At 53.9% G+C, this 24,000-nt stretch carries 27 protein-coding genes, 1 tRNA gene and 1 other RNA gene; 17 read left to right on the top strand and 12 right to left on the bottom strand.

What is annotated here, in order from left to right; translation table 11 throughout:
• The first annotated feature begins 14 nt into the window (after positions 1–14).
• The 3 genes from J2T58_RS00830 to J2T58_RS00820 are packed head-to-tail and all read left to right on the top strand — an operon-like array spanning position 15 to position 1,975.
• Positions 15–590: a methanogenesis marker 17 protein gene (locus J2T58_RS00830; RefSeq protein ID WP_253486919.1), complete on the top strand. Its 576-nt coding sequence runs from the start codon at positions 15–17 to the stop codon at positions 588–590.
• A complete protein-coding gene (locus J2T58_RS00825; protein WP_253486691.1) occupies positions 587–1,525 on the top strand; it encodes a methanogenesis marker 7 protein in 939 nt (312 codons plus the stop codon). Before J2T58_RS00830 ends, J2T58_RS00825 begins: the two co-directional genes overlap by 4 nt.
• Positions 1,526–1,531: 6 nt before the next feature.
• Positions 1,532–1,975 (top strand): carboxymuconolactone decarboxylase family protein, encoded by a 444-nt coding sequence (locus tag J2T58_RS00820; RefSeq protein WP_253486689.1) that lies wholly within the window; start codon positions 1,532–1,534, stop codon positions 1,973–1,975.
• A gap of 41 nt (positions 1,976–2,016) precedes the next feature.
• On the opposite strand, the gene J2T58_RS00815 is transcribed toward J2T58_RS00820, so the two are convergent.
• Positions 2,017–3,507 carry a PKD domain-containing protein gene (locus tag J2T58_RS00815; protein WP_253486687.1) on the bottom strand — a complete coding sequence of 497 codons (1,491 nt, stop codon included), beginning with the start codon at positions 3,505–3,507 and terminating at the stop codon, positions 2,017–2,019.
• Positions 3,507–5,606, bottom strand: a complete 2,100-nt coding sequence (locus tag J2T58_RS00810; RefSeq protein ID WP_253486686.1) for a Yip1 family protein — start codon at positions 5,604–5,606, stop codon at positions 3,507–3,509. The genes J2T58_RS00815 and J2T58_RS00810 overlap by 1 nt, the downstream gene beginning before the upstream one ends.
• A gap of 133 nt (positions 5,607–5,739) precedes the next feature.
• Here J2T58_RS00810 and J2T58_RS00805 point away from each other — a divergent pair, with 133 nt between their 5' ends.
• Positions 5,740–6,315, top strand: coding sequence for a MerR family transcriptional regulator (locus J2T58_RS00805; RefSeq protein WP_253486684.1), 576 nt, complete (start codon positions 5,740–5,742; stop codon positions 6,313–6,315).
• Here the strand turns inward: J2T58_RS00805 and J2T58_RS00800 are convergent.
• Positions 6,312–6,914: an HD domain-containing protein gene (locus J2T58_RS00800; RefSeq protein ID WP_253486682.1), complete on the bottom strand. Its 603-nt coding sequence runs from the start codon at positions 6,912–6,914 to the stop codon at positions 6,312–6,314. The genes J2T58_RS00805 and J2T58_RS00800 overlap by 4 nt on opposite strands.
• Positions 6,915–7,048: 134 nt before the next feature.
• On the opposite strand from J2T58_RS00800, the gene J2T58_RS00795 reads away from it, so the two are divergent.
• On the top strand, positions 7,049–8,266 hold the full coding sequence (locus J2T58_RS00795) for a tRNA (N(6)-L-threonylcarbamoyladenosine(37)-C(2))-methylthiotransferase (RefSeq protein ID WP_253486679.1): 1,218 nt from the start codon (positions 7,049–7,051) through the stop codon (positions 8,264–8,266).
• On the opposite strand, the gene J2T58_RS00790 is transcribed toward J2T58_RS00795, so the two are convergent.
• A complete protein-coding gene (locus J2T58_RS00790) occupies positions 8,259–9,251 on the bottom strand; it encodes a YbgA family protein (protein ID WP_253486677.1) in 993 nt (330 codons plus the stop codon). The genes J2T58_RS00795 and J2T58_RS00790 overlap by 8 nt on opposite strands.
• A gap of 116 nt (positions 9,252–9,367) precedes the next feature.
• Between J2T58_RS00790 and J2T58_RS00785 the strand changes: the two genes are divergently transcribed.
• Genes J2T58_RS00785 through J2T58_RS00770 form a run of 4 tightly spaced genes read left to right on the top strand, consistent with a single transcriptional unit; the run spans position 9,368 to position 12,259 of the window.
• Positions 9,368–9,796, top strand: a complete 429-nt coding sequence (locus tag J2T58_RS00785) for a metal-dependent transcriptional regulator (RefSeq protein ID WP_253486675.1) — start codon at positions 9,368–9,370, stop codon at positions 9,794–9,796.
• Positions 9,797–9,799: 3 nt separating this feature from the next.
• On the top strand, positions 9,800–10,696 hold the full coding sequence (locus J2T58_RS00780) for a metal ABC transporter solute-binding protein, Zn/Mn family (RefSeq protein ID WP_253486673.1): 897 nt from the start codon (positions 9,800–9,802) through the stop codon (positions 10,694–10,696).
• Positions 10,693–11,454, top strand: a complete 762-nt coding sequence (locus tag J2T58_RS00775; RefSeq protein ID WP_253486671.1) for a metal ABC transporter ATP-binding protein — start codon at positions 10,693–10,695, stop codon at positions 11,452–11,454. The genes J2T58_RS00780 and J2T58_RS00775 overlap by 4 nt, the downstream gene beginning before the upstream one ends.
• Positions 11,441–12,259: a metal ABC transporter permease gene (locus tag J2T58_RS00770; RefSeq protein WP_253486668.1), complete on the top strand. Its 819-nt coding sequence runs from the start codon at positions 11,441–11,443 to the stop codon at positions 12,257–12,259. The genes J2T58_RS00775 and J2T58_RS00770 overlap by 14 nt, the downstream gene beginning before the upstream one ends.
• Positions 12,260–12,263: 4 nt before the next feature.
• Here the strand turns inward: J2T58_RS00770 and J2T58_RS00765 are convergent, their stop codons facing one another.
• Positions 12,264–12,650, bottom strand: a complete 387-nt coding sequence (locus J2T58_RS00765) for a hypothetical protein (RefSeq protein WP_253486666.1) — start codon at positions 12,648–12,650, stop codon at positions 12,264–12,266.
• A gap of 87 nt (positions 12,651–12,737) precedes the next feature.
• On the opposite strand from J2T58_RS00765, the gene J2T58_RS00760 reads away from it, so the two are divergent.
• The 3 genes from J2T58_RS00760 to J2T58_RS00750 all read left to right on the top strand — a co-directional run bounded on the left by J2T58_RS00760 (position 12,738) and on the right by J2T58_RS00750 (position 15,106).
• Positions 12,738–13,247 carry a HEAT repeat domain-containing protein gene (locus J2T58_RS00760; RefSeq protein WP_253486663.1) on the top strand — a complete coding sequence of 170 codons (510 nt, stop codon included), beginning with the start codon at positions 12,738–12,740 and terminating at the stop codon, positions 13,245–13,247.
• A 123-nt stretch (positions 13,248–13,370) separates the two neighbouring features.
• Positions 13,371–14,885, top strand: a complete 1,515-nt coding sequence (locus J2T58_RS00755; RefSeq protein ID WP_253486660.1) for a DASS family sodium-coupled anion symporter — start codon at positions 13,371–13,373, stop codon at positions 14,883–14,885.
• Positions 14,886–14,929: 44 nt separating this feature from the next.
• Complete coding sequence (locus J2T58_RS00750) at positions 14,930–15,106, top strand: hypothetical protein (RefSeq protein WP_253486658.1); 177 nt, start codon at positions 14,930–14,932, stop codon at positions 15,104–15,106.
• Positions 15,107–15,110: 4 nt separating this feature from the next.
• On the opposite strand, the gene J2T58_RS00745 is transcribed toward J2T58_RS00750, so the two are convergent.
• Entirely contained in the window at positions 15,111–15,470 is a 360-nt protein-coding gene (locus J2T58_RS00745) for a hypothetical protein (RefSeq protein WP_253486656.1), read from the bottom strand.
• Positions 15,471–15,539: 69 nt separating this feature from the next.
• Here J2T58_RS00745 and J2T58_RS00740 point away from each other — a divergent pair, with 69 nt between their 5' ends.
• Positions 15,540–15,776 (top strand): winged helix-turn-helix transcriptional regulator, encoded by a 237-nt coding sequence (locus tag J2T58_RS00740; RefSeq protein ID WP_211531199.1) that lies wholly within the window; start codon positions 15,540–15,542, stop codon positions 15,774–15,776.
• A complete protein-coding gene (locus tag J2T58_RS00735) occupies positions 15,773–16,087 on the top strand; it encodes a transcriptional regulator (RefSeq protein ID WP_253486654.1) in 315 nt (104 codons plus the stop codon). The genes J2T58_RS00740 and J2T58_RS00735 overlap by 4 nt, the downstream gene beginning before the upstream one ends.
• A gap of 10 nt (positions 16,088–16,097) precedes the next feature.
• Here the strand turns inward: J2T58_RS00735 and J2T58_RS00730 are convergent, their stop codons facing one another.
• On the bottom strand, positions 16,098–17,786 hold the full coding sequence (locus J2T58_RS00730; RefSeq protein ID WP_253486650.1) for a phospholipase D-like domain-containing protein: 1,689 nt from the start codon (positions 17,784–17,786) through the stop codon (positions 16,098–16,100).
• On the opposite strand from J2T58_RS00730, the gene J2T58_RS00725 reads away from it, so the two are divergent.
• The 3 genes from J2T58_RS00725 to J2T58_RS00715 are packed head-to-tail and all read left to right on the top strand — an operon-like array spanning position 17,781 to position 18,899.
• A complete protein-coding gene (locus J2T58_RS00725) occupies positions 17,781–18,440 on the top strand; it encodes a uridylate kinase (protein WP_253486648.1) in 660 nt (219 codons plus the stop codon). The genes J2T58_RS00730 and J2T58_RS00725 overlap by 6 nt on opposite strands.
• Positions 18,441–18,474: 34 nt before the next feature.
• The gene (locus J2T58_RS00720; RefSeq protein WP_253486645.1) at positions 18,475–18,636 is read left to right on the top strand and encodes a zinc finger domain-containing protein; all 162 of its coding nucleotides are present in this window, start codon (positions 18,475–18,477) and stop codon (positions 18,634–18,636) included.
• A gap of 2 nt (positions 18,637–18,638) precedes the next feature.
• Positions 18,639–18,899, top strand: a complete 261-nt coding sequence (locus J2T58_RS00715) for an elongation factor 1-beta (protein ID WP_253486644.1) — start codon at positions 18,639–18,641, stop codon at positions 18,897–18,899.
• Positions 18,900–18,905: 6 nt separating this feature from the next.
• On the opposite strand, the gene J2T58_RS00710 is transcribed toward J2T58_RS00715, so the two are convergent.
• The 5 genes from J2T58_RS00710 to katG all read right to left on the bottom strand — a co-directional run bounded on the left by J2T58_RS00710 (position 18,906) and on the right by katG (position 23,877).
• A complete protein-coding gene (locus tag J2T58_RS00710) occupies positions 18,906–19,859 on the bottom strand; it encodes a malate dehydrogenase (protein ID WP_253486643.1) in 954 nt (317 codons plus the stop codon).
• 12 nt (positions 19,860–19,871) lie between these two features.
• Positions 19,872–20,181: signal recognition particle sRNA (gene ffs / locus J2T58_RS00705), an RNA gene on the bottom strand.
• Between the two features lie 13 nt (positions 20,182–20,194).
• On the bottom strand, positions 20,195–21,223 hold the full coding sequence (locus tag J2T58_RS00700) for a hypothetical protein (RefSeq protein ID WP_253486641.1): 1,029 nt from the start codon (positions 21,221–21,223) through the stop codon (positions 20,195–20,197).
• A 223-nt stretch (positions 21,224–21,446) separates the two neighbouring features.
• Positions 21,447–21,520, bottom strand: a tRNA-Ile gene (locus J2T58_RS00695).
• A gap of 161 nt (positions 21,521–21,681) precedes the next feature.
• On the bottom strand, positions 21,682–23,877 hold the full coding sequence (gene katG / locus J2T58_RS00690) for a catalase/peroxidase HPI (protein WP_253486639.1): 2,196 nt from the start codon (positions 23,875–23,877) through the stop codon (positions 21,682–21,684).
• Positions 23,878–24,000 lie beyond the last annotated feature (123 nt).

Genomic DNA, 24,000 nt, shown 5'->3' with positions numbered 1-24,000 from the left:
CGCGTGTGACGACGATGGATCGCTACGAGGTGGAATGTTTTGAGGAAGCAGGACGGGATATCTATAAACAGATAACCTCAACCGTCCTCCAGGATCACAATCTCACCTCGGTCGTCTCAAAACTCAGGATCTTCATTGATCCGAGAATCCCGATATTCGTCGCTGTCGGGACGATTCGGGATGCCGGAGGATCCATTCGTGTCTCTGATATCGGTTCTGTGCAGAGGCAGGGAGATTCTGCCATATTGTCTGTCAGGGATGAGACCCATCTGGCCAGGCTCCTTGTAAAACTCAATACCCTCTTTGGCTACGATCATGTTGACCAGCCTGACCGGTTCACCATTATCATTAGCGATACTGAGATTCCGGCTGATTTTGAGGGCATGGAGGTGACAAACCGGGCAGATACCATATTCCGTGATCTCATCTATGCACTGACGGTTATCGCCCCCGAGGGCTTCAAGGTCAGAAGGGAGTCGTATGGCAAACGCCGGTTCTTCTATGTTGCAAGTGAAAACACCCTCTCTGAACATGTCGTCGAGGGTATCGTCTCTGAACAGTTTGCATTGATTGGGGAGGAATCAGAATGATTCTTGTACCGGTTACATTCCGGGGCGGTGTCTACCGGCATGACGAGGTGATGGATTATATCGAGGATCTCGGAGGCTATATCATCCAGAAACATGATATCGCCCAGGAGGTTGTCCTTCAGGTTCTGATCCCAAAGGATGATATCGAACGGTTCAGATCGTTTGTCCGCCCGCTCGCAGGAGAGGTTACGGCCTCCCCCCTTGTCGGAACAGAGATAGCTGTCGTTATTCCAAGCCTTGAGATTCATCACCTCCCCCATTCAGCCTGTGATATCGCAGAGTATCTCAGAACCGTCGGTGCGAAGACCAATATGGTCGGTCTTGCGCGGGGATTTGGAAAACGTATCTCACAGCTGAATGATGAGGAGCGGGATGTCATCAATGAGCATGATGTCGCCGTCTATGTCCTTGGCAACTTCGAGACCTGCATTAAAGAGAAGTTCAACGGCCTCCGGCGCGGGGTTCATGTCCCGGTCATCCTGACCGGAGCACCACCGGTTGATGCCCTGAAGCGGATCACCGATCCGCCTGCGGCAGGCTATGTCGGTAATCTGGGGAGATTCATGCACAGGACGAGGACCGAGGCTGATATCGGGAGGCTTGATGCCGTTGTGGAGGAGGTTGCCCGTGTCCTTGATCTCTCACGTGACGAACTGGCGCAGGATCCACTCTCCGTCTCTCCCGCACGGCTTCAGGATGTTATCCAGGAGGGCGTTCCTGAGATTGATGAGGTCTTCTCCCCGACCCCGATAACCGTGCAGCTCGCCGGGGTTCGTGTGAAGCTTCCATTTACCCGGTATGCGGATACCATCAGGCGACTCCCGGTGGAAGAAGGCGTTACCGTAGGTGATATCGCAGATATCATTCCATCACGAATGCGTGATTACATATTGGTTCGGATCAAACCCTTTTCAGAGACTCATATCGTGGTGTAATCCGGAATGAACTTCGAGACGATTATAAAGAGAATACAGGAGAATGGAACGGACTCCACTGCCCGCAGCTGGCTTGAGGAGATTGAGAGCGAGTACGGCGCTGTTCCGTTAATCTTTCAGAGGATGGCAGAGAGGCCGGAAGTTCTCATCTCGCATCTTCTTTATAAGGATTCGGTCACCCAGTTATCCAGGCTTGAGCCCAAGGTGGTCGAGCTGATCAGCATGGCTGTCGGGGCCGCCCTGAAATGCAGCCACTGCGTCGATTATCATATGCGGGCAGCGCAGGCGAAGGGTGCAACCCGTGAAGAGATCCTTGAGACGGTTCTCATTGCAGGCCTCCTCGCCAATGCCGCCGTCCTTGCAGATGCATACCGGGTGGTTAATGGTGTTGAATGCGGGGCATCCTGTGAACTTTCCGGTCTTAATAGAAGCCATTCGAAGAATCCCTGATCGGATATCCTGCTTTTCGGAGAGGGTGGCTTTCTCTCCGGCTATCTGCTCAATATATCCTTTATCAGTCTGATGTACTCGGTGATTGCCGCACCGGGATGTTTGATTGGGATTTCCAGGGATATATTCTTCGGTACATCTGTCCGGTTCTCATCCATGACCGGCTCAGATACTTCTGTTGCCATTATGGCAGGTTCAGGGGCCGGATGGATCACGGTAATATATTCTGGTCTGGATCTCTGATCAGTTCCGTATTCATTTCTGATCGAGAGTGACACAGGGTAGATCCCTTCCTCTCTGTAGGTGTGGGATGGATGGCGTATGGTGCTGGTCGTTCCATCCCCGAAGTCCCAGATCCACTCCGCTGGCCCCCCTGTCGAACGATCAGAGAACTGAACGGAGAGAGGTGCGGAGCCAAAGGTGATATCGGCATCAAACGCCGTTTGCGGAGGTGGATGAACAGTTATATACCCGGTCCTCCGCAGTGTTCCACTCCCCTGTCTGCCGGAGCTTGCGAGAGAGACCGCAAATGTGCCGGGATACCGGTACGTATGCTCCGGATGCTGCAAAAATGAGGTCGAACCGTCTCCAAAGTCCCATCTCCACTGGTTTGGGCTGCCGTTTGTGAGATCCGTAAACTGTACCGTGAGCGGTACCCCTCCGGTGGTCACATTCGCAGTGAAGTCGGTTATCGCCTGTCTCTTGACGATAATAAGGTTATTTCTGCTCAGCGTTGCGGTTCCATTCTTGTTCACAACGGTGAGGGAGACTGTGTAGACCCCCTGCCGGGTATAGGTATGCACAGGATTGACCTGATCAGATACTGTTCCGTCGCCAAAGTCCCACTCCCGGCTGATGATCCCGCCGGTTGATCTGTCGGTGAAGGCGACGGGAAACGGTGGCTCACCCCCGGTTCTATTGATGGTGAAACCGGCAACCGGGGGTGTCGTGACGGTTATGTAGTTCTGCCAGGTCTTTGAGAAGCTCCCGGCATCATTGCGTATCCTCTGGGAGATGGCATACGTTCCGGGTTCTGTATAGGTATGGGTCACCGTCTGTCCGGATCCTGTCGCCCCGTCACCAAATCCCCAGAACCAGCTCGTCGGGGTGTTCGTTGATCTGTCGGTGAAGGTGACGGTGAGCGGTGCTGTCCCGGTTCTTGTGCTTGCGGTGAATGCCGGTTCGGGTACGGCATCTCTCTCATGGATCATAACATTATACGGGTTGCTCACGGGATGCCTTCCATCCACACTCACCTGAAGGGTTGCATGCCAGGTGCCGGCACGGTCAAAGGTGATGGTGACCGGGTTGCCGCTTGCCACGAGAGGCTCCCTGCTTGATGGGTCGCCGGACCGGGTGAACTTCCATGACCAGTCGGCAGGGCTCTCTTCATTACCGATCACCGATCCTGTAAAGGTGATGGTCGCCGGTGCCACCCCTGTTGTAGTGTCACTGGTGATGGTGGGAAAGGCCGCTGATCCGACTGCGCAGATGAATGGGAGGATGAGAAGAATGAGAAGAAACGATCTCATCAGAGGAGACCTCCCGGCAGAAGAACAATCAGGGTGAGCAATACCGAATAGGAGAGGGCTGGCGGGAAGAGGGATGCCGGGGCTGAAAAATCGAAGATGCTCCTGAGTGCGATTGAGATGATGATGATCGACCAGCATGCAGCAAGAAGGATCCCGATACCCGGGATGAGGCCTGCCACTCCGAACGGAAGGATCGAATAAAGGGTGATCCTGATTGTAATCCCAAATCCTCCATCAATCCTGCCGGTGATCAGATGTGCCATAATGCTTGTCACAAGAACCAGAAGAGAGGCGATCAGAAGGACACTCAGAGTAAAAAATGCTGCGGCTCCGGGATCTGTCGTCAGCTCTGTCAATACAGGGTAGAGGGAGGGATCGATACCATGATACCGGTATACTGCCGTAATGGCCAGATAGTTGCTGAATGTGCAGAGAAGGACTGCTGAAATGAAGACGAGGAGCGGCTTATGGAGGGGATCATCACGGAATCGCTCAGCCCCGGAGGGTGCGATGAGAAATGTGAGAAACCTCCCATACTCCCGGGGGGGTGATGGAAAATCGATGCAGGCCGTCTCATCCACCTTCCCCCTCCAGTCTCTCTCCGGTGAGACCCTGATGCCACAGATGTCACACCAGGGACTCTCCGGTGCGAGTATTGTGCTGCAGACCGGACAGCGCAGGCATGTCGGGGGCTCCCCTTCATCCTCGGGCGGTGAATCTTCGTCCTCCTCCTCCTCAGCCTCCTCTTCATGTCTCGTCTCCTCCTCCTCATGGGGGATGGTCTCCTGATCCTCCTCCTCGATGAGGGGGGGTGGCGTCTCGTCGGAGGTCAGAAGGGTAATCCATGCATTCCGTTCTTCTTCCTCTGGAAATGTAAGATGATGCTGACCAATCTCCTTATCCTTGTCCATGTAGGAGATGAGGATTGACGGCTCACCAGAGGTGTCTATACAGGGTGATGCGTCAAGGATAGAACGGCGCGGGTGCTCTCTGATGATTTCAACATTCTGCTCATCTCCCTCATAGATGATCAGCCTCTGCGAGGTGAGCAGAATCCCCCGTCTCCCCTCCGGGCTCATCAATCCGGATCGCTGGCAGATTGGATATTCCCTTGCGGTGGCTCTCTTCTCTTGCTTTGTCTCACCGTGTGGGGCTTTCCGGAGTACTCCATTGATGATATCTTTGAGGTACCTGACTGCCCGATCCCGGCTGGTCATTCCGTCCGGGAAGATGATCTTCATCCGGCGGACACCGGTTCCGGTCATAATGGCTAGTACAGCGGCATACTCTCCATCAGGAGTGAACTCGGAGACGACATCGAAGAGATCCGATCTCAGAAACTCCCTCCCGGTCCCATCACCCGACTCCGGTGTTATCCTGACACCTGCATCGGCGATCCATATCGTAAAGGGCTGCCCTTTGATGAGGGCCCCGGGGATCGAGTCGATAAAAATAAACTCTCTCTTCTCCTCAACCCTTGATCCCGTAAAAAATTTCGCGATTACTGTTTCTGCCTGATCCCGTGTCGCACCCCCTTCCGGGAAAGCGAGGATCATCTCCCTGACTGCACCACCTGCATGTATCCTAAGGATAAGTGATGGGATCTCTCCCTCTTCTCTTTGGTATCCTTCTATTGCTGAGCGCTGATAGGATCGTGGAGCGCCCCCACCTGATGCAGGTGTGATGGTGATCCCGTCTTCGAGGATCTCCAGCCTGTACTCGGATCCTTTGATCCTGATTGTTGATCCGCCCAATGGTGGGGATGGAGGCCCGCCCTGTTTCATCTGGTGCACCCTCTCCCTGAAACGGTCACGGGAAGCCGTTCCCCCTGCCCATTCAGGGAATGCAAGGATCATGCGGCGGACCACGCCACCTGCGTTGATCGCAAGGGCGATTGAGGGGAGCCCATCCGGATTCGTCTCAGCAACAGCATCAAAGATGTTTGACCGATGGAACTCACGCCGCGCTCCTGCCCCCGATTCGGGTGAGAGGATGATCTTCTCCCCTGTCAGGTCTGCGGTGAATGCCTCCTGCTTGATGAGGATACCTCTGAATTTCCGGTCCTCCGGGTTTTCTGGGGGTGCACCTGGCGGGGTCATTCTGATATGAAGTACATGTCATCTGGCTGCCATAAGTCCTTTCCCGTTGGGGAACCCCGGCCATTATCGAGCAGACAGATAACGAGGGTTATGTAGTAGACTTTCCTAGTATCATGAGCAGAGTGATTCCGTGATGAAAGAAGATACAGTCCGAATAGCAGAGATAGCAGCCCTCCTCTCCCTTCCCGAGGATCTCATCAGGCAGTATGCCGATGAGTATGGGGACCATCTCCCGTATAGAACAATTGGCAAGGTCAGGCTCTTTGACCAGTCCGCGGTCAAAAAATTCCGGGTGATCGCAGATCTCACTGCACAGGGGCTCAGTCGCGGCCCTATCATATCAGTTCTGAAAGGAGGGCGATCGCTTGAGGATATTGCGTCATCAACAGATGATGATGCAGAAAAACCTGTATCGGTCCCTCCGCCGCCACCTGCCCCGGAGCTTGGTGATGAGGTCCTCATCTCTCTTCGTCGGACCGGTGACGCAGTCGGCCGTATCGATCAGATGGTGGGTGGTATCCGGGGTGGAATGAAGGCCGACAATGAGAAGATCATCCGCGAGATCTCTCTCCTGAGGGAGGAGGTTCTGGCATCACGAGCAGAGCTTCGAACCCTCTGGTCACAGATCCGGGAGCTGGAAGAGGATCTCCGTGAACGCGAGCTCCGGAAGTCATGGCTTGAGCGGCTTGCCGGGCGTCTCTCGCGTTAATCCTGTACTCTCCATTCGATGGCGACCTCCCTGCCGAAGGTTCTGGTGAAGAGATCTGCTTTCTGGATCCCATAATATCGTTCGGCATCTCCCTCCTGTTCTGATGAACAGGTGATCGTCACTCCTGTATCGACGATGGTGACGTCAATATCCCTGACAAGGGACTGGTGTGTCCGATCAAGGCCGTCTGCAATCCTGAGTATGGAGGAGAGCACCCTGACAAGGGCCCTCTCCTCGTCATCCAGCCCGGCATACTCACGGTGCTTCAATGAAGGGAGCGCTTTTCTGTGATACCGTGCAAGAAGGGCGATGATCACCCTCTCCTTGTTATCCAGGGGGAGGGTTCGGTCCTCTTTGATCAGTCGCTGGCTGCTCTTATGGTGCGCCTCTGGCCCCTGGCTCCAGCCGATATCATGGAGGAGTGCGGCTGCTGTCAGGAGAAACCGTGCATCATCACCGAGAGCATGGAGTGGGGCAAGCCCGTCGAAGAGGAGGAGTGCATTCTTCATCACCTGCTCATCATGCTCTCGATCAACGCTGAGGGAATTGGCATAGCTTCGGATCAACGCGATTCGCCTGGCTTCGTCACTATCATTCATTCATCTTTTTGGGATCTCAGGATTTCATATATCTTCTCTCTTCCTTTGGGTGGTGGATGATACCACCTTCTCACGAATCTGCTCTGATGCGTGGTTTCTTCTTTCTGCACCCCCAAACATTTAGGATATCAGCGATGGCTTCACAGGATCCAATCAGTCAGATAGAGAGGAAACGGGTGTACATCGAGACCTACGGGTGTACATACAATGCCGGCGACTCCGAGAAGATAGCGGTCATCCTGAGGGGGCAGGGATGTGAGATCGTCAGATCGTCAGACGAAGCAGACACAATCGTTCTCAATACCTGTATCGTTGTTGAGAAGACCGAACGGGAGATGCGGCAGCGCCTCTCCCACCTCGGAGGCCGGGAGGTCTATGTCACCGGCTGCCTCCCGAAGATCGATCCCGGTTGTGGCGGTGTCGTGATCGATCCGGATACGATTCATCATCACTTTCAGTCTGCCGGAACTCAGCCTGACGGGCGGGTGGCGGTGATCCAGATCGCCCGGGGATGCACCGGCCACTGTACATACTGTATCACAAAAAAGGCACGTGGCCCTCTTCTGAGTTATCCGGTGGAGGAGGTGGTCAGGCAGCTGAAGGGACGGGTTGCGAGGGGTGCAGTGGAGATCCAGCTGACGGCACAGGATGTATCTGCCTGGGGCATGGATCTCGGATCGGATCTTGGCGATCTCATCTCTGCACTCTCTGCGGTGCCAGGAACATTTGCGATCAGGATGGGGATGATGAACCCTGATACCCTCAATCCTGTCCTTGGCAAGGTTCTCCGTGCATGCCGGGATGATCGTATCTTCTCATTCTTTCATATCCCCATACAGTCCGGGTCCGATACTGTGCTCCGGAGGATGGGCCGGCGGTACACCCGGGATGATGTCATCCGGATTGTAGAGATGATACGAGAGGAATTTCCGTATGCCCGGATCTCAACCGATATCATCTGCGGGTTCCCCGGTGAGACCGGGGAGGAGTTTTCTGAGACGATCAATCTCCTGAGAGCGATCCGGCCGGAGAAGATCAATATCACCCGGTACTCTGCCCGGCCGGGCACCCCTGCCGCATCATGGTATGATATGCCGGACCGGTTCAAGAAGGATCGATCACGGCAGGCGACGGCAGTTGCACGCGGGATCTTTGATGAGATCTATACATCCTTCATCGGTGAGGAGATGGATGTGGTGGTGACCGAGGTTGTCAAAGAGGGAACTGTCACCACCCGGGACCGTGCCTACCGACCGATCATCATCAGCGAACCTCTGGAGATTGGGAGTGCCCAACGGGTGCGGATCACCGGCCACCGGCATCATTACCTGCTGGGTGACCTGATCAGGTGATCTCCATATCACGCCCTCGTTCGGTATCCTCAGGATCGAGGATCATCAATGGATCCGGGTAGGGTGCAAACCATGTCTGCTCTGCCAGCTCCGGGGTGCTGCTCCTGAGAATCCATGCCCGGAGCAGGGTCTTCAGTGCTGATAGCGGCGTTCTTCCCTGTCGGTATGCCTCAAGTTCATCAAGGAAGAACGCCTTCTCGTCCCGGGAGATGGTCTTCTTCAGATGTCCGAAAGAATGGAGGGCGACATTTATTTCAGAGGTAAAGCGTGGAGCCCTTCGCATTCCTGAAAGGAGTATCGGTCTGTACTGACTAAAAATATCAGCAGCCGGCTGCCGCTCCCGGTTTCCCACGATGGCTCCAAGCTTTCCAAGCATCGGCTGGCTGTATGCCATGAAGAGGAGCTTATTCTGCGTATGGAACCTGATGATCGCCTCCATCGTTCCCTTCTCTTCTGCGGCACGGAGATCGGCAAGGCAGAAGATACGGGTGAGGAAGTGCTCCCGGATCCTCCGGTTCCGTATTCTCCCTTCATCCTCGATGGGGAGGTCGGTGTACCGTTCCTGTATCATTCTGCCGAAGAATCCCGGTCCTTTTCCGACGGGTGAGGATTTCCCTGCAGATGGGTATCTCTTCACCTCCGAGATACCGGAGGTCGGTGATTTATTCTTCATGATGAATCCGTCCACAGTCGGCAGGCTGTCAAGAAACGATGAGCAGAAGGTGGACATCTCATCGGTGAGATCCCGTTCGGTGGATGGCTGTATCAGTCGTTCTCCTTCTTCAGTCAGCACGATCCTGATCGTATCCCTGGGGATGCCAAGCCCGATCTCAACTTCCGGGCAGATTGGGATGAAGGTGATATGTGGCTTCATCGACGAGACCGCATGACTTGTGATCATGTCTCCATTATACCGCACATGATCAAACTCGATACACCGGCTCACGACCACGACCGGCTTCTGAAAGATACGTCTCCCTGTCATTATGGACTCCTCTGATCGAATCCTCTGGCGTCATACTACAAAGAGATGATCATCGCTGGAAAAAAAGAAGTGTCGGTAACCGAAAATTATATTATCTTAAGAATGCTGTTCAGGGTATGTCATCTCTCGATGAATTTGAGATAACACCCGGAAGAGCAGAGTATCTGAAGTTCATTCTGGAGGCAGGAGGTCGTGTGACAACGATGGATATTGCCAGGTATTTTAGTGTCTCCCCATCAACCGGGACGAAGGTGATCAAGGATCTTGCAGAAGCCGGTCTCCTTGTCCATCGGCCGTATTCTGATGCCCATCTCACTGAAGATGGCTATCAAATGGCTCAATTTCTTGAGAGGCGGCATAAAATTCTCTCCCTTCTCTTTTCGCACTATGGTTTTACCCCTGGTGAAGCCTGTGCGGAAGTCAAAAGATTTGAGCATTATGTCTCGCGTGAGGCGATAAACCGGATCTGCGCATCATGCGGTCACCCGACGACGTCGGTCTGTGGCCGTATCGATCATGATGCGGTCTGCTGCTCCCCGGAGTGATTGATGATGAGGGCTGTACTCCTGATTCTCCTGCTCGTCCTTATCGCATCCTTCTATTCGGGATGCATCCGGAATGATACCGTCTCTTCGGATGGTGTACTCCAGATCGCGGTCACGATCCCTCCGATGAAAGAGATGGTTGAGGTGATCGGAGGGGATCGCGTCTCGGTGACAGTCGTTGTTCCTCCGGGTTCCGAGCCTCATACCTTTGAACCGGGACCCGGCCAGATTCGCAGAATATCCCGGTCCGATCTCTTCTTCAGGGTTGGGGAAGGTCTCTTTCCATTTGAGGATCAGCTTGTTGGACGCCTCTCCTCGCAAAATCCCCACCTGCGGATCGTTGATCTCTCTCATGGTATTGATCTGATCCTGATGGATGATCACCATGATTGCGGCTGTGGTCATGGCGATGGAGGATATGATCCACATATCTGGCTCTCTCCAGCGAACGGGGGGGTTATGGCTGAATCGATTGCCACATCCCTCATTCTGATCGATCCTGATGGTGAGGCATTCTATCGGGAGAACCTTGACGGGTACCATGAGGCGATCAGTGGGATCGATGCCCGAATCCAGGAGGATCTGGCGGATCTCCGTATCAGGCGTTTCATCGTCACCCATGATGCCTGGGGATACTTTGCGAGGGAGTATGATCTGGAACAGATCGCCGTCCATCTCGGAGGGAGGGAACCGACTGCACGCGATATTGCAGAGATAGTCCGGATTGCCCGTGAGGATGAGATCTCCATCATCTTTGTCGAGCCGCAGTTCTCACAGAAGACGGCAGAGGTGATCGCAGCAGAGGCGGGTGCGATGGTTGTCGTGATCGATCCGCTTGCAGAAGAGTATCTCAATAACTTCATTCATGTTGCTGAAGCTCTTGAAGAGGCGATGAGGTGACACGGGCTCTTCTGATGGAGGATGTATCCGTCCGGTATGGACAGAATGTCGTCCTTGATGGTGTATCCTGGGAGGTATGGGAGCATGACTTCGCCGCAGTCATCGGGCCAAACGGCGGGGGGAAGACAACCCTGCTCAAAGCCCTTCTCGGTCTTCTCCCCCTCTCATCGGGGCGAATATCCATCTTCGGCCATCCACCTGGTGAAGGCAGGCGGATGATCGGATATGTCCCCCAGTTCCATACCTTCGACTTCTCATACCCGATCACGGTTACAGAGATGGTGCTGCAGGGGCGTCTCTCCCATATTCCCGGCCTGCTTCGGAGATACCGGGATAAGGATCATGAGGCAGCGGAGCAGGCGCTTGGCATGGTCGGCCTCTCCGGTGTCGGGGATCTCCCCCTCTCGACCCTCTCCGGTGGCCAGCAGCAGCGTGTGATCATTGCCCGGGCACTTGCAGGAGAGCCACGCCTTCTGATCCTTGATGAGCCGACCGTCTATGTCGATGCTCCGACTGAAGAGCAGTTCTTCAGTCTTATCAATACACTTCTTGACGAGATGACGGTGATCATCGTTACGCATGATATCGGGGCGATATCCGGGAAGGTAAATCGGATTGCATGTTTGAATCGCCATCTCTACACCCATGGTGATGCGATGATAACCGATGAGATGCTCACATCGGTGTATGGCTGCCCTGTCGATCTCATCGCCCATGGGGTCCCGCACCGGGTACTGAGGGAGCATGATGATGCTTGAGATACTTGGGTATGGTTTCTTCCAGAATGCAATCATTGCCGGAGTTATCGCTGCCATTGCCTGTGGGATCACCGGCAGTTTCGTCGTCGTCAGAAGGATGGTCACAACAAGTGGAGGCATCTCTCATGCAGCCTTCGGGGGGGTGGGACTTGGCTATTTCCTGGGGATCGATCCCCTCTTTGGCGCATTTCTCTTTACAATTGGTGCAGCATTTCTGATCTGGTATCTCAGGACCCATGAGCTTCAGGATACCGATACCATAACTGGTGCGCTCTGGGCAACCGGTATGGCAGCCGGCGTCATCTTTATTGCACTCACACCCGGATATGCGCCGGATCTCTTCAGTTATCTCTTTGGAAATATTCTGCTTGTTCCCCGTCAGGATATCATGATGATGGGGCTGCTTCTTCTGCTGATCCTGACGGTTGTATCGGTCTTCTTTAATCAGCTGGCAGCGGTCACTTTTGATGAGGAGTATGCAAAAATCATGGGGCTGCCGGTCAGTGGGCTGACGCTTCTTCTCTTTCTTCTGATCGCAGTCACCGTCGTCCTTCTTATATCGGTCGTCGGGATCATCCTCGTCATCGCTCTTCTGACACTCCCTGCTGCAACCGCACGGCTGTTTTCCCGGACGCTGCCGACGATGATGGTGACCGCCATATTAATCGGGGTTGTCACGGTTCTTGCAGGAATTACCCTTTCATATACCCTTGATCTTCCTTCAGGAGCGATGATCATCCTTCTGGGAGCCGTGATATATGCTGCCGCCCTCGCAGGGCGGCATTATGACGGGAGCACCGGTTGAGATCTCAGATCTCAAGGGCTTCCATCTCGTCAAGAAATGGCATCAGTGTGGTAATATACCGGCGCTCTTCTCCCTCGATGACTGCCTCTCCGCAGGCGATGACCTCAAGGATCAGCGGAAGTTCAGAGAGCTTATCCCGGAACCCTGGATCCTGGCTTCCTGCAAAGGATATAAAAGAGTCAAGCCGGATAAAAGGGCGTTCATATTCAGGAACCTCTTTATACATGGCAAGATCGTCGGAGATTGATACCTTTCTGGCAAGTTCTTCCTCGAAGTACAGGTAGATCGCAATATCATATCGCCGACCAAGCTCTTCAAGTTCGAGGATATCGATCTTCTCGCCAGGCGCTACCGCAAAGGTACGGCACTCTTCACCTCTCTCGGTCTCCATATAAGTACCATGGGAGGTCGGGGCATAAGAGGATCGCGATCAGCACATTTATGTTACCCAATATCGTATGCGGCGTAGGTGTGACTGATGGCGGAACTTGTAAATGGTGTGGCAAAGAAGGATGAGCTCTTCTTTCATCTGATAACACTTCTTCGTGAAGGGACGCTGACCTTCCGGTGGCGGGCCGCGGAGGCTCTTGGTGGGGAGGGTGATCTGAGGGCAGTCGGGCCTCTCATCGAAGCTCTCTCGGATCCCCATGTTGATGTCAGCTGGATCGCTGCAAAATCTCTTGGCAGGCTTGGAGATCCCGAGGCGGTTCCCCACCTGATTTCGATGCTCGACGATGACGATAAATGGAAGAGGATCGGTGCAGCCGAGGGGCTGGGTGGCATTGGTGATCCAGAGGCCGTGGAGAGACTTGCCCATATTCTGATAACAGATCCTGAGCGGCTTGTCCGGGAGAAGGCTGCATGGGCTCTTGGAGAGATCGGAGGGGAGAGGGCAGAAGAGGCTCTTCGCTCTGCAGTGGACGATGAGAGTGAGCGGGTCAGACGTTCGGTGCAAAAAGCCCTTGAAAAGCTTGGAAAGGAGAATTAATGAGATATATTCACTCCAAAACAAACTGCATTTCTTTGATGATGACCCGATCCTTCGCCCCTCCGCAATGATGATAATACAAAAAGGAATGCTAATATCCTCTGACTTCAATACAGTGAAGGAATGAAGAAAGAGATCGGGAAAGCAATCGGCTTACTGGCGTTTTTTACGCTCCTGCTGGTGCCGATAGATCCGGCGGTCATCCCCACTGAGGCACGGTATGTCCTTGCTGTGACAGTCCTGATGGCGATATTCTGGGTGACTGAAGCGATCCCTCTTGAGGTGACTGCACTTCTTCCCATTGTCCTCTTCCCCTTCCTTGGGGTTCTCACGGTGAGAGAGGCGACGACTCCGTATGCGGACCCCGTCATCTTCCTCTTTATGGGTGGTTTTATCATCGCAATGTCGATGCAGCGCTGGGGGCTTCATCGGCGAATTGCCCTTCATATTATCAATATCGTTGGAACCAGTCCCCGACGGCTCATTCTTGGTTTCATGGTTGCAACCGCATTCCTCTCGATGTGGATCTCAAATACTGCCACAGCGATGATGATGATTCCAATCGCCATAGCAATCATTGCAACGGTGATGCCAGGAATTAATACCAAACTCAATGAGATGAATGAGGAGCAGCGTGACTTTGCAGGATGCCTGGTCATTGCTGTTGCCTATGCCGCCAATATTGGTGGTATCGGAACGATCATCGGATCGCCTCCGAATGGTATTTTCATAGCCCAGATGAAGATCCTCTTCCCGGAGGCTCCGGAGATCGACTTTTTTACCTGGATGAAGTTTGGTATTCCTCTTGCGACAATGCTCATCCCCATCGTCTGGCTCTGGCTGATTAAGGTGCCATACCGTCATCTCCCAAGAAAACTCTCCCAGGCAAAGGATGTCATTAAACAGGAGATGGAAGAGCTTGGCCCCATGAGCAGAGGAGAGCAGTGGACACTTTTCGTCTTCCTTCTTGCTGCATTCTCGTGGATCTTTGCCAAGACGAAGGATATTGGTGGAGTGACGGTTCCGGGTCTGGATCTCATCTTCCCTGGTATCTCTGATACCGGGATTGCAATATTTGCCGCAGTACTTCTCTTTGTTCTCCCCGTGAACTGGAAAGAGGGGATCTTCACGATGAACTGGGAATGGGCAGAGAAGATTCCATGGGGTATTCTGATCCTCTTTGGTGGTGGTCTCTGCCTCTCGGCTGCATTCATTAAGAGCGGACTTGCAGGGCTTATCGTTGATTCATTCTCGATGCTCTATCTCCTCCCGATCGCTGTGGTTGCCCTGATCATTGCGCTCGTCGTCTCGCTCCTTACCGAGGTTTCATCAAACACCGCCATCGCCTCGGTGATGATGCCGATCATGGCAGTCACCTCCGTCTCGATGGGCCTGCACCCCTACGTTCTGATGATGACAGCTGCGGTCTGTGCATCTCTTGCATTCATGCTCCCTGTGGCAACCCCGCCAAATGCGGTTGCGTTCGGTACCGGGTATATCGATATCAAAACACTCGTCCGATCCGGATGGGCATTAAACCTGATTGGTGTCTTCTTCTGGACGATCTTCCTCTTCACGGTCGTCATGTGGGCTGTCGGATTCACAGCTGATCCCCCGGGATGGGCTCTGAACCCATAACCTCTCCAACACTCTTATATTGGGAGGGGGCTAATACCCCGTTGATGTCCCGTATCACAATCAATAATGGCGACTCTTCTCCTGGTTTTGGGGTTGAGGGGAAGAAGACGAAGAAGGATGCGAAGATCGAGATCAAGGATTCAACCCGGAAGAAGGAATTTGGGAAAGTCCGTTTCGATGAGGAGAGCCGGTCTGATATCTTTGAATCCAGGCCCCGATAATGGGTCAGTGCCTGATAATATCTCCTGCACTCTGTATCGTGATCTCCCTCTCCCCGTCGTACGTTGTAAGGATTCCATAGATAGAGACCTGATCACCTATCCTGAGTCCGGGATCGCCGGTTCCCCGTGGAATAAATATCCGGGTTCCGGAGACGACAGCACTCCAATGCCCGCCTGTCCGGGTCTGTCGGATATCCTCCACCGATCCCTCAAGTGAGACCCTTGATCCATCAGGGAGATCCGGTTCGAAGGGCTTTGTGAATGCTCCCGGCCCTGCCATTGTGATTCCTGCATGGATGAGGAGGATGATAAGAAGGGATCCTACAAGGAGGGTGAGGGCTTTTCTTTCAGGCCGGTATACCATAAAGATCCATTTAACTCTGACCTCTTATCAAGCGATAGGTTCTTATGTTAACAGCGTTAACATATCTCTATGCATCCCGAGTTGTTACCCCCCTCCTCGCAGAAGGTTCTCCATCTGCTTGAGCAGGGTGGTTCGATGACACATAAGGATATTGTTAAAGAGAGCTGCCTCGCACCCCGAACGGTGCGGTATGCCCTGAAGCGCCTTAAGGATCAGGGTCTGATCCTTGAGAAGTTTAACTTCAGGGATGCACGGCAGATCATCTATGAATGCAGGGTGAGTGAACCACAGAGGGCAACTGCATGAAGAGGCCGCTCTGCGACATCATGCTCTGTGACGAGCTGGCACGGAACTATCTCCCCCGTATGCGGGCAGAGCTGGTATGCCGTCTGGTTCAGAGGCAGGGTGTGAGGCAGAGCGAGGTCTCCCGCCGTCTTGGGATCTCACGTGCCGCCATATCACAGTACCTGAGCAGAAAGCGCGGGTCAGGAGATATAGAGCTCTCCGATGATATGGCAGAGATGCTTGATCGATGGGCCTTTACCATCATGAATGATGGCTCCGGCAGCATCACCATCTGTGATATCTGCCGGTGCGCCAAGAAAGAGCGTCGGTAACTTCCTTTTTTTATCTGAGGTATCTCCTCCCGATGATGATCCCTGCAAAGAAGATCAGCATCGCGGTCGCGATAGCCGGCTTTGTCCAGTCTCTCTCACTGACCGGAGAATCCCGGCTTTGGTATCCACTCCTCCAGTCCTCATTAAAGACCCTGAGGTAGTAGGCAGCGGCGTCCGGGTGTTCGATGATCACCCCGGCTTCCCGGTTATTCATCGGGGAGTTCTCATTCCAGTTGATGCTGGAGACCAGAACCGCCCGGCCATCAACGATAACCCCCTTGTTATGGATCTTGGTGATTCCTGGACGGCGTGCATCGAAGAGTCGTGCCTCAAGGGGAATACCGGCTTGTTGCGCATAGGCGTTGATGAACGCAACCATCTCGTCGTTGTCATTATCACCAGCGATATTATACCATGTTGCGTCAAGGAGAATCCGGACATGCGCCCCCCGGTGAGCGGCAGCGACCGCCTCATCCAGCCATGGATTCGGATCGTTCCTTGTCCAGTTTCTGATGTATGCCTGTTGTATCTCGACTGATCTCGTTGCTTCAGCGATCATTGCGGGTACAAGCCGGGAGGTGTCGGGCGAGATGACCGGCATAACCGTTGCATCATGGATTTGGATCGGTGCGTACCGTGATCTCCAGGCGGTGGCGCTGATTCTCTGCGGCTCCTGGGTTATGGACAGCGGCATGATCGGGGTGATATCCCTTCCCACAGCATCTTCTGCATAGACCATGGAGAAGTAATCGGCAAACCGGCGGTCATGGATCCATACTCCCCACCCCCTGTTTCCTTCAAATCCTGAAAACGGAATTCCACTCTCCTTGAAGTTCTCACTTGTGATGATGACGGACTCTCCATCGATGATAAGGTATTTGGCATGCAGGAACCGGTACCTGGCCCGTTCTCCTCCGGGAGATCCCATCATATCGACCGGAATGCCTGTCCGGTTCAGCCCTGAGAGGAGATTTGTCTGTTCGGGTGATACCCCTCCGACGGGACCTCCCTCAAGGAGGATCCGTACATCAACCCCCCGTGTGTGGGCATCCCGGATGAGATCTGCTATTCCGGGGTGGGTAAACTCATAGACTGACATGAGGATCGTATGATCAGCTGAGAGGATCGCCTCTTCAATAACCTCGTATGCAGAGTCGGGGGAGACGAAGAGGGTGGCAGAGACCCCCTCGACACGCAGTGGAGAGAAGTCGCTCTGGCCGATCATGAAGGGGCGGGGATTCCACTCTCCGTCAATGATCCGATGCACCTGCCCTTCACGGGACCGGATATCACGTGGCCAGGCGATCTCAAACCTCAGTTCATCATGATAATGCAGCGTGATCTCATCAGCGGCATTGGCGAGGATAAACCGCCCTTCTCTGATGACGTTTGGGACTGCCGGGGTTGACTCCTCCCATTCATAATCCGGGTATGTACCATGCGTCAGTTTATAAGCTTCAGCCTGCCGTGCGATGACAAGCTCCCCATTGATCCTTGTTCCGGGTGGAAAACTGAGTGTCGCCTGATTATCCCTTATCGTCCATCCGTCAAGCGATCCCTCTCCTGAGAGGACGATGAACTCGTCCGGATCATGGGGGAGATAGGGGTCCGGGCAGAAGGCGACGACGGTGATCCCGGCAGATACGGTTGCCGGGATGAGCAGAAGCAGAATCAAGAGTGGGAGGATGCTCTTGTGCATGAAAGAGATCTGATCTATTCCTTTTTTACCGTCCCGGTTTCATTTCTGTACATGGGGATGCCTGCATACGTCATCAAGCTTGGGGGGAGCCTGCGTGATATCGTCCCTGGTCTGGTACAGGTTCTCACTGATCATGGGACAGGTTCTCTTATCGTTCCCGGAGGCGGCGCTTTTGCAGATGCGGTCCGGGACCTTGATCCCGATGCTGATGCCGCTCATTGGATGGCGATATCTGCGATGGAGCAGTATGGCCATTATATCGGATCCCATGGAATCCCGACAACCGACAGGATCGTGCGCGTTAATGAGCCGTCGGTCCTTCTGCCATACTGTCTGATGCGAAGGGAGGATCCCCTTCCACATTCATGGGACATCACATCGGATACAATAGCCGCATGGGTTGCATGGCGCCTCGACCTCCCGCTGATCCTTCTCAAATCGGTCGACGGCATCATCTCAGAAGGAAGGCTGCTTTCCGAGGTCTCTTCTCCGGTTGTCACTGATACTGTCGATCCCGCGTGTATCCCGTTCATTCTGAGGAAGCGGATCTCTGCTCTGGTTATCAATGGGAGAAGCTCCGATGCGCTCAGGCAGGCATTATCCGGGGAGCCTCTCTCCGGAACCATCATCACCGGCGGGACAGAGGAATTATAACCGAGGTATCCCAATCATATAAGGGAGTCCGACTATGTCAATGGTTAAGTGCACGTCATGCAACGCTCCGCTCGCTGAGCGCGGCGCGACTGAATTCAAGTGTCCTGAGTGCGCCGAGCTGATACGCCGGTGTGCACGATGCAGACATCAGAGCATCCAGTATGCCTGTCAGAAGTGTGGATTTCAGGGGCCGTGAAGATGGGAGCAGTAGCAGTTATTCTGAAGGTGATGCCCGAGTCTCCTGAGGTGGATCTTGAGGCATTAAAAGCAGCGATTCGTGAGAAGATTCCAGGGGTTTCAGATATGAGGGATGAGCCAATCGGCTTTGGTCTCGTCGCCCTCAAGGTTGCAACCGTCATTCAGGATGAGGAAGGTGCAACAGAAGGTATCGAGTCACAGTTCCTTGATATTCCTGGTGTAGACCGTGCAGAGATCGTCGATCTCAGCCGGATGATCTAATTTTTTTTATTCTCTCTCTTCGAGTGACTCAAAGACCTGTCGTGTCACATTCCGAATCGTCTCTGTGGAGTTTCTGAAAGCCTCCAGCTCGTCATCGGGGAGTTTTATCGGTACAGGAAAGACACCGCCGCGTGTGATACGTGCCGGAACGCCGATGCAGACACTTCCAATATCATGCACCTCCTTCTTGATGAAGGCAGAGACGGTAAGGATACGGTGTTCATCTTCGACAATTGTCCGGACGACCGTCGCAATTGCATCTCCCGGTCCATAGACCGTTGATCCTTTGCTCCGGATGATCAATGACCCGCTCGTCTTGACTCGTTCCATGATCTTGTCCTTTGGAAGGTGCGAGAAGGCCGGGAGGTTATTAATCTGAATGCCACCTATTGTCGTCGCTGACCAGAGGGGAACCATTGTGTCACCATGTTCACCGATGATCCGTGTATGTACTTCAGATACATGCACATTGAAGAATTCGGCAATACAGGATTTCAGACGCATTGAGTCGAGATGTGTTCCAAGTCCGAAGACACGGTGTGGTGGAAGATTTGAATACTTCAGAGCGACCGCTGTCATGATATCAACAGGATTTGAAATGACCAGGAGAAGTGCTTCTGAGGCTGTCCTGCCGATCTTTTCGGCATACCTGGCAACGATCTTTCCGTTCTCAACAGCGAGATCGAGTCTGCTCTGATCTGCTTTCCGTGCAGCACCGGATGTCAGGATGATGATATCCGATCCACGGAGATCCTTCTCATCACAGCTCCAGCTTATCCTTGTATTTGTTCCACGGGCTGCAAATGAATCAACCAGATCACGGGAGAGCCCTTCAAGGTACTGCTGGTTTCCATCACGGCCAAAGAGGGTAACCTCCTTGATCTGTGGAATCTGCGATATTGCATGGGCAGCATAGGATCCAACCTGCCCTGTCGCTCCGATAATAGCAACTTTCACCATAGAAATCAGAGAATGGGAACGTGTCATCGGTCGACCGCACATACCCCCGTTCCACAGGGCTTCCTTCTCCACCCCGCTCCCCCGTGGGCGCCAGACGTCCACAGTAAGTCTGCTCCCTTCCGGGCCTGAACCGTTCCCTGCGGCAACAGGCCTCACTTCCCTCCGGAAGCTTGGTTCCTGTCCGTTGACCTCACAGGACGAGGCTTCTACGTCGGAAGTACCTGCTTTCCGAAAGCTGCCTCGGCCTTCCTCAGACTTCGCCCCCCGCATATCGACGGTTTCGGGTCACAGGTGACGTCTAACCACCCGGGCTAGTTCCCGTAAAGAATCGGTTGTTATGGGATAAATACATCTCCTTTATTATCTGCCTTCCAGCGGGTGATAACCTCTTCAACCATATCGCGCGAGGCTTTGTCGAAGAGATCAATCACCGTGAGCACACCTTTTTCTGGTATATGGGGGGTGAGAAGGCTGTAGTCCCCCTGATAGACCTCGACTGCAAGGCCGCCACGTGTGGTGGCGATCAGATATGGTTCGCGCCTCACCGGGTTCTCTGCCATCGCCTGGTAACTCTCACGGATCTCGACATCATCGATCCCCAGGTAGGCATGGTTGACCTTGAGATTATATGCCGTCCAGAAGGCGGCAGCGTACCATGCATCATTGAAGATGATATGCGGGACCCCAAGGCGTGCTGCAACGATCCCGAGAGTCCCGGGGCCGCAACAGGCATCAACAAACGTCTTTGGCTTCTTTGTGAAGACCTTCCGATCGACTGCAAGGATCTTCGGATTCACCGGGCGTGGAAATTCAATATGCATCGTTGATGTCTGTTTATAAATGACGATGGGCCCTACCTGGGTGTTGAATATATTTGCGCGGACATCGCACCCGGCAAGGAGGATATGGGTTTTTGGGGTTTCCATTGTATCCGGACTGACAATTCCTGGGGTGATATGGGTATCCTGGACGACTCCCCTGACCTCGGGTATCTCAGCGACGATCCTCTCCGCCGTCTTTTGAGAGAAGAGATCGGTCAGGAGGACAAGGGATCGGGGTGGAAGGTACGGTGCCTCACTAAGTACCATTCCCGGATGAATGAGCGGGGTTCCGATCTCTTTTAATGGTTCAGTTCCAACAACCTCCCCCTCCTCCACCCCTATCCGGTATATATGGGCAAATATGTCATCGATGAACCGCTTTTTGCAGGTGCAGGGGGAAGGGGGGGTGTAATCGGGCGGGGGTACCTTTTTGTCAAGCCGTCTCCCCCTGCACCGGGGGCAGGGGGCAAATATCGTCTCCATTGTATTGATGATCTCGAATGCATCGGAGACGCAATCATCACCACAGACCGGACACTTCATACACGTCCCTTGTGGTAAAAGCTGATAAAGTATCAGCGTCTGCCGAAGGGATGGTTCTGGATGGGAATGGTAGATTTATTCCATGGTATACGCTTATTTGTAGTATTGCCTATTGTATGGCCATACCTCATCTCATATTTCGAAAGGATGGAGTGCCCCTTCCTATGCGCGCCGTTTCAGACGGGGCTGATCGATAATGTGTCTGCGAAAAAGAGATGCTGAATGGGCCTGATGCGATTCGAACGCATGACCGCCCGGTTATGAGCCGGGCGCTCTAACCAGCTAAGCTACAGGCCCTCTGGAGGGTACGATGCCGGTAATTACCATATCGTAGCAATATCCATTGTTCTATGAACTAAAAAAGGTGTGGTTCAGTGATGGTCCACACGTTGCTGAGGTAGTCGCGACGAATCTCCGAAATCCTGTCAGATTCTCACGTGAGGACGTTTATGATATGATCAGGCAAGATCGAAGCGATCAAGGTTCATCACCTTCGCCCAAACCGCGACAAAGTCCTGTACAAACTTCTCCTCTGCGTCGGCGCTTCCATATACCTCGGCAAGAGCCCGGAGCTGGGAGTTTGAGCCGAAGATCAGATCGACCCGTGTCCCGGTCCACTTCAGATCACCGGTCCTGCGATCACGCCCCTCAAAGAGACCTTCCTCTTCAGGGACTGGTTTCCACTCTGTGCCCATATCGAGGAGGTGTATAAAGAAGTCATTGGTGAGTGCCCCAGGCCTTTGTGTGAAGACGCCGTGCGGATTCTGGTTAACGTTGGTGTCCAGCACGCGCATTCCACCAAGGAGCACTGTCATCTCGGGTGCGGTCAGGGTCAGCAGCTGTGCCCTGTCAACCAGCAACTCCTCAGATGATACGGCATAGCGGGTCTTTTGATAGTTGCGGAAGCCGTCTGCTTTCGGTTCGAGTACAGCAAAGGATTCCGCATCGGTCTGCTCTTCTGAGGCATCCATCCGCCCCGGCGAGAAGGGTACCTCCACGGTGTGGCCGGCATTCCTTGCAGCCTGCTCGATACCTGCACAGCCGGCGAGAACGATGAGATCTGCGAGTGACACTTTGATACCGCTTTTCTGCTCACTGTTGAATCCGGTCTGTATCTTTTCAAGGGTTGTGAGTACCTTTGCCAGCTGGTCAGGCTGGTTGACCTCCCAGTCCTTCTGTGGCGAAAGGCGGATGCGGGCACCGTTTGCACCACCGCGCTTGTCAGACCCACGGAAGGTTGAAGCCGATGCCCAGGCGGTGGATACCAGCTCAGAGACCGACAGGCCGGATGCCAGGATCTTCTCTTTCAGAGAGGCGATCTCCTCCGGGCCAATCAGGTCATGATCGACGGCGGGAATGGGATCCTGCCAGATGAGCTCTTCAGCAGGGACTTCCGGACCGAGGTAGCGTGAGCGCGGCCCCATGTCACGGTGCGTCAGTTTGAACCAGGCCCGGGCAAAGGCATCTGCAAAGAGATCGGGGTTTTCAAGGAATCGCATGGCAATCTTTTCATAGTCCTCACCAAACCTCAGTGATAGATCGGTTGTCAGCATGGTTGGCTGGTGACGTTTTGACGGGTCATGGGCATCCGGAACCGTCCCGGCGCCTCCGTCGCCCTTTGGTTTCCACTGGTACGCACCGGCCGGGCTCTTTGTCAGCTCCCATTCGTGGTTGAAGAGGATCCTGAGGTAGTTGTTGCTCCACTTCGTCGGTGTGTTTGTCCAGGTGACCTCAAGGCCGCTGGAGATCGTATCCCCGCCTTTTCCTGTGCCGAAACTGCTCTTCCAGCCGAGCCCCTGCTCCTCGATGGGCGCTGCCTCCGGCTCCGGCCCGACATGGGATGCGGGTCCTGCACCATGGCATTTTCCGAAGGTATGGCCGCCAGCGATGAGGGCAACCGTCTCTTCATCATTCATGGCCATACGGGCGAAGGTCTCGCGGATATCCTTCACTGCCGCAACGGGGTCGGGGTTACCGTCCGGACCCTCTGGGTTGACATAGATTAACCCCATCTGCACTGCCGCGAGCGGATTTTCAAGGTCCCGGTCGCCGGAGTAGCGTGTATCATCCAGCCATTCGCTCTCGGAGCCCCAGTAGACATCCTCTTCCGGCTCCCAGACATCCTCGCGGCCGCCGGCGAAGCCGAAGGTTGTAAAGCCCATCGACTCCAGGGCAACATTTCCAGCAAGAATCATGAGATCTGCCCATGAGATGCTCCTGCCGTATTTCTGTTTGATCGGCCAGAGCAGACGGCGTGCCTTGTCAAGGTTTACGTTGTCAGGCCAGCTGTTCAGTGGCGGGAAACGCTGCTGGCCGGAACCGGCACCTCCCCGTCCATCCCCCATCCGGTATGTGCCTGCACTATGCCATGCCATGCGGATGAAGAAGGGACCGTAATGGCCGAAGTCGGCCGGCCACCAGTCCTGCGAGTCGGTCATCAGTGCATGGAGATCCTTCTTCACCGCTGCGAGTTCGAGTTTTGTAAACTCCTCAGCATAGTTAAAACCCTCACCCATGGGGTTGGAGAGGGCCGGGTGCTGGTGAAGAACCTTCAGATTCAGCTGGTTTGGCCACCACTCCTGGATGGATCGGCCTCTGGTGCTCATGCCTTTATGTACTTCTTTTCCTTCCGGGTTTCTCATCTCGTCAGTCATTCCATCGTCTCCTATTGATCTCTGGTTTTATCCACTGGGGTGATATAATAGTTCCTCTCCGCATCTCTTCCCGATTGGGTGGTATCGCCCCGGATATGCTCTCTGAAAGGGAATGTTTGACCT

Source organism: Methanocalculus alkaliphilus (assembly GCF_024170505.1).
Lineage (GTDB): Archaea > Halobacteriota > Methanomicrobia > Methanomicrobiales > Methanocorpusculaceae > Methanocalculus > Methanocalculus alkaliphilus.
The sequence above is the reverse complement of the archived record's forward strand: the minus strand, read 5'-3'. Positions and strand labels throughout refer to the sequence as shown.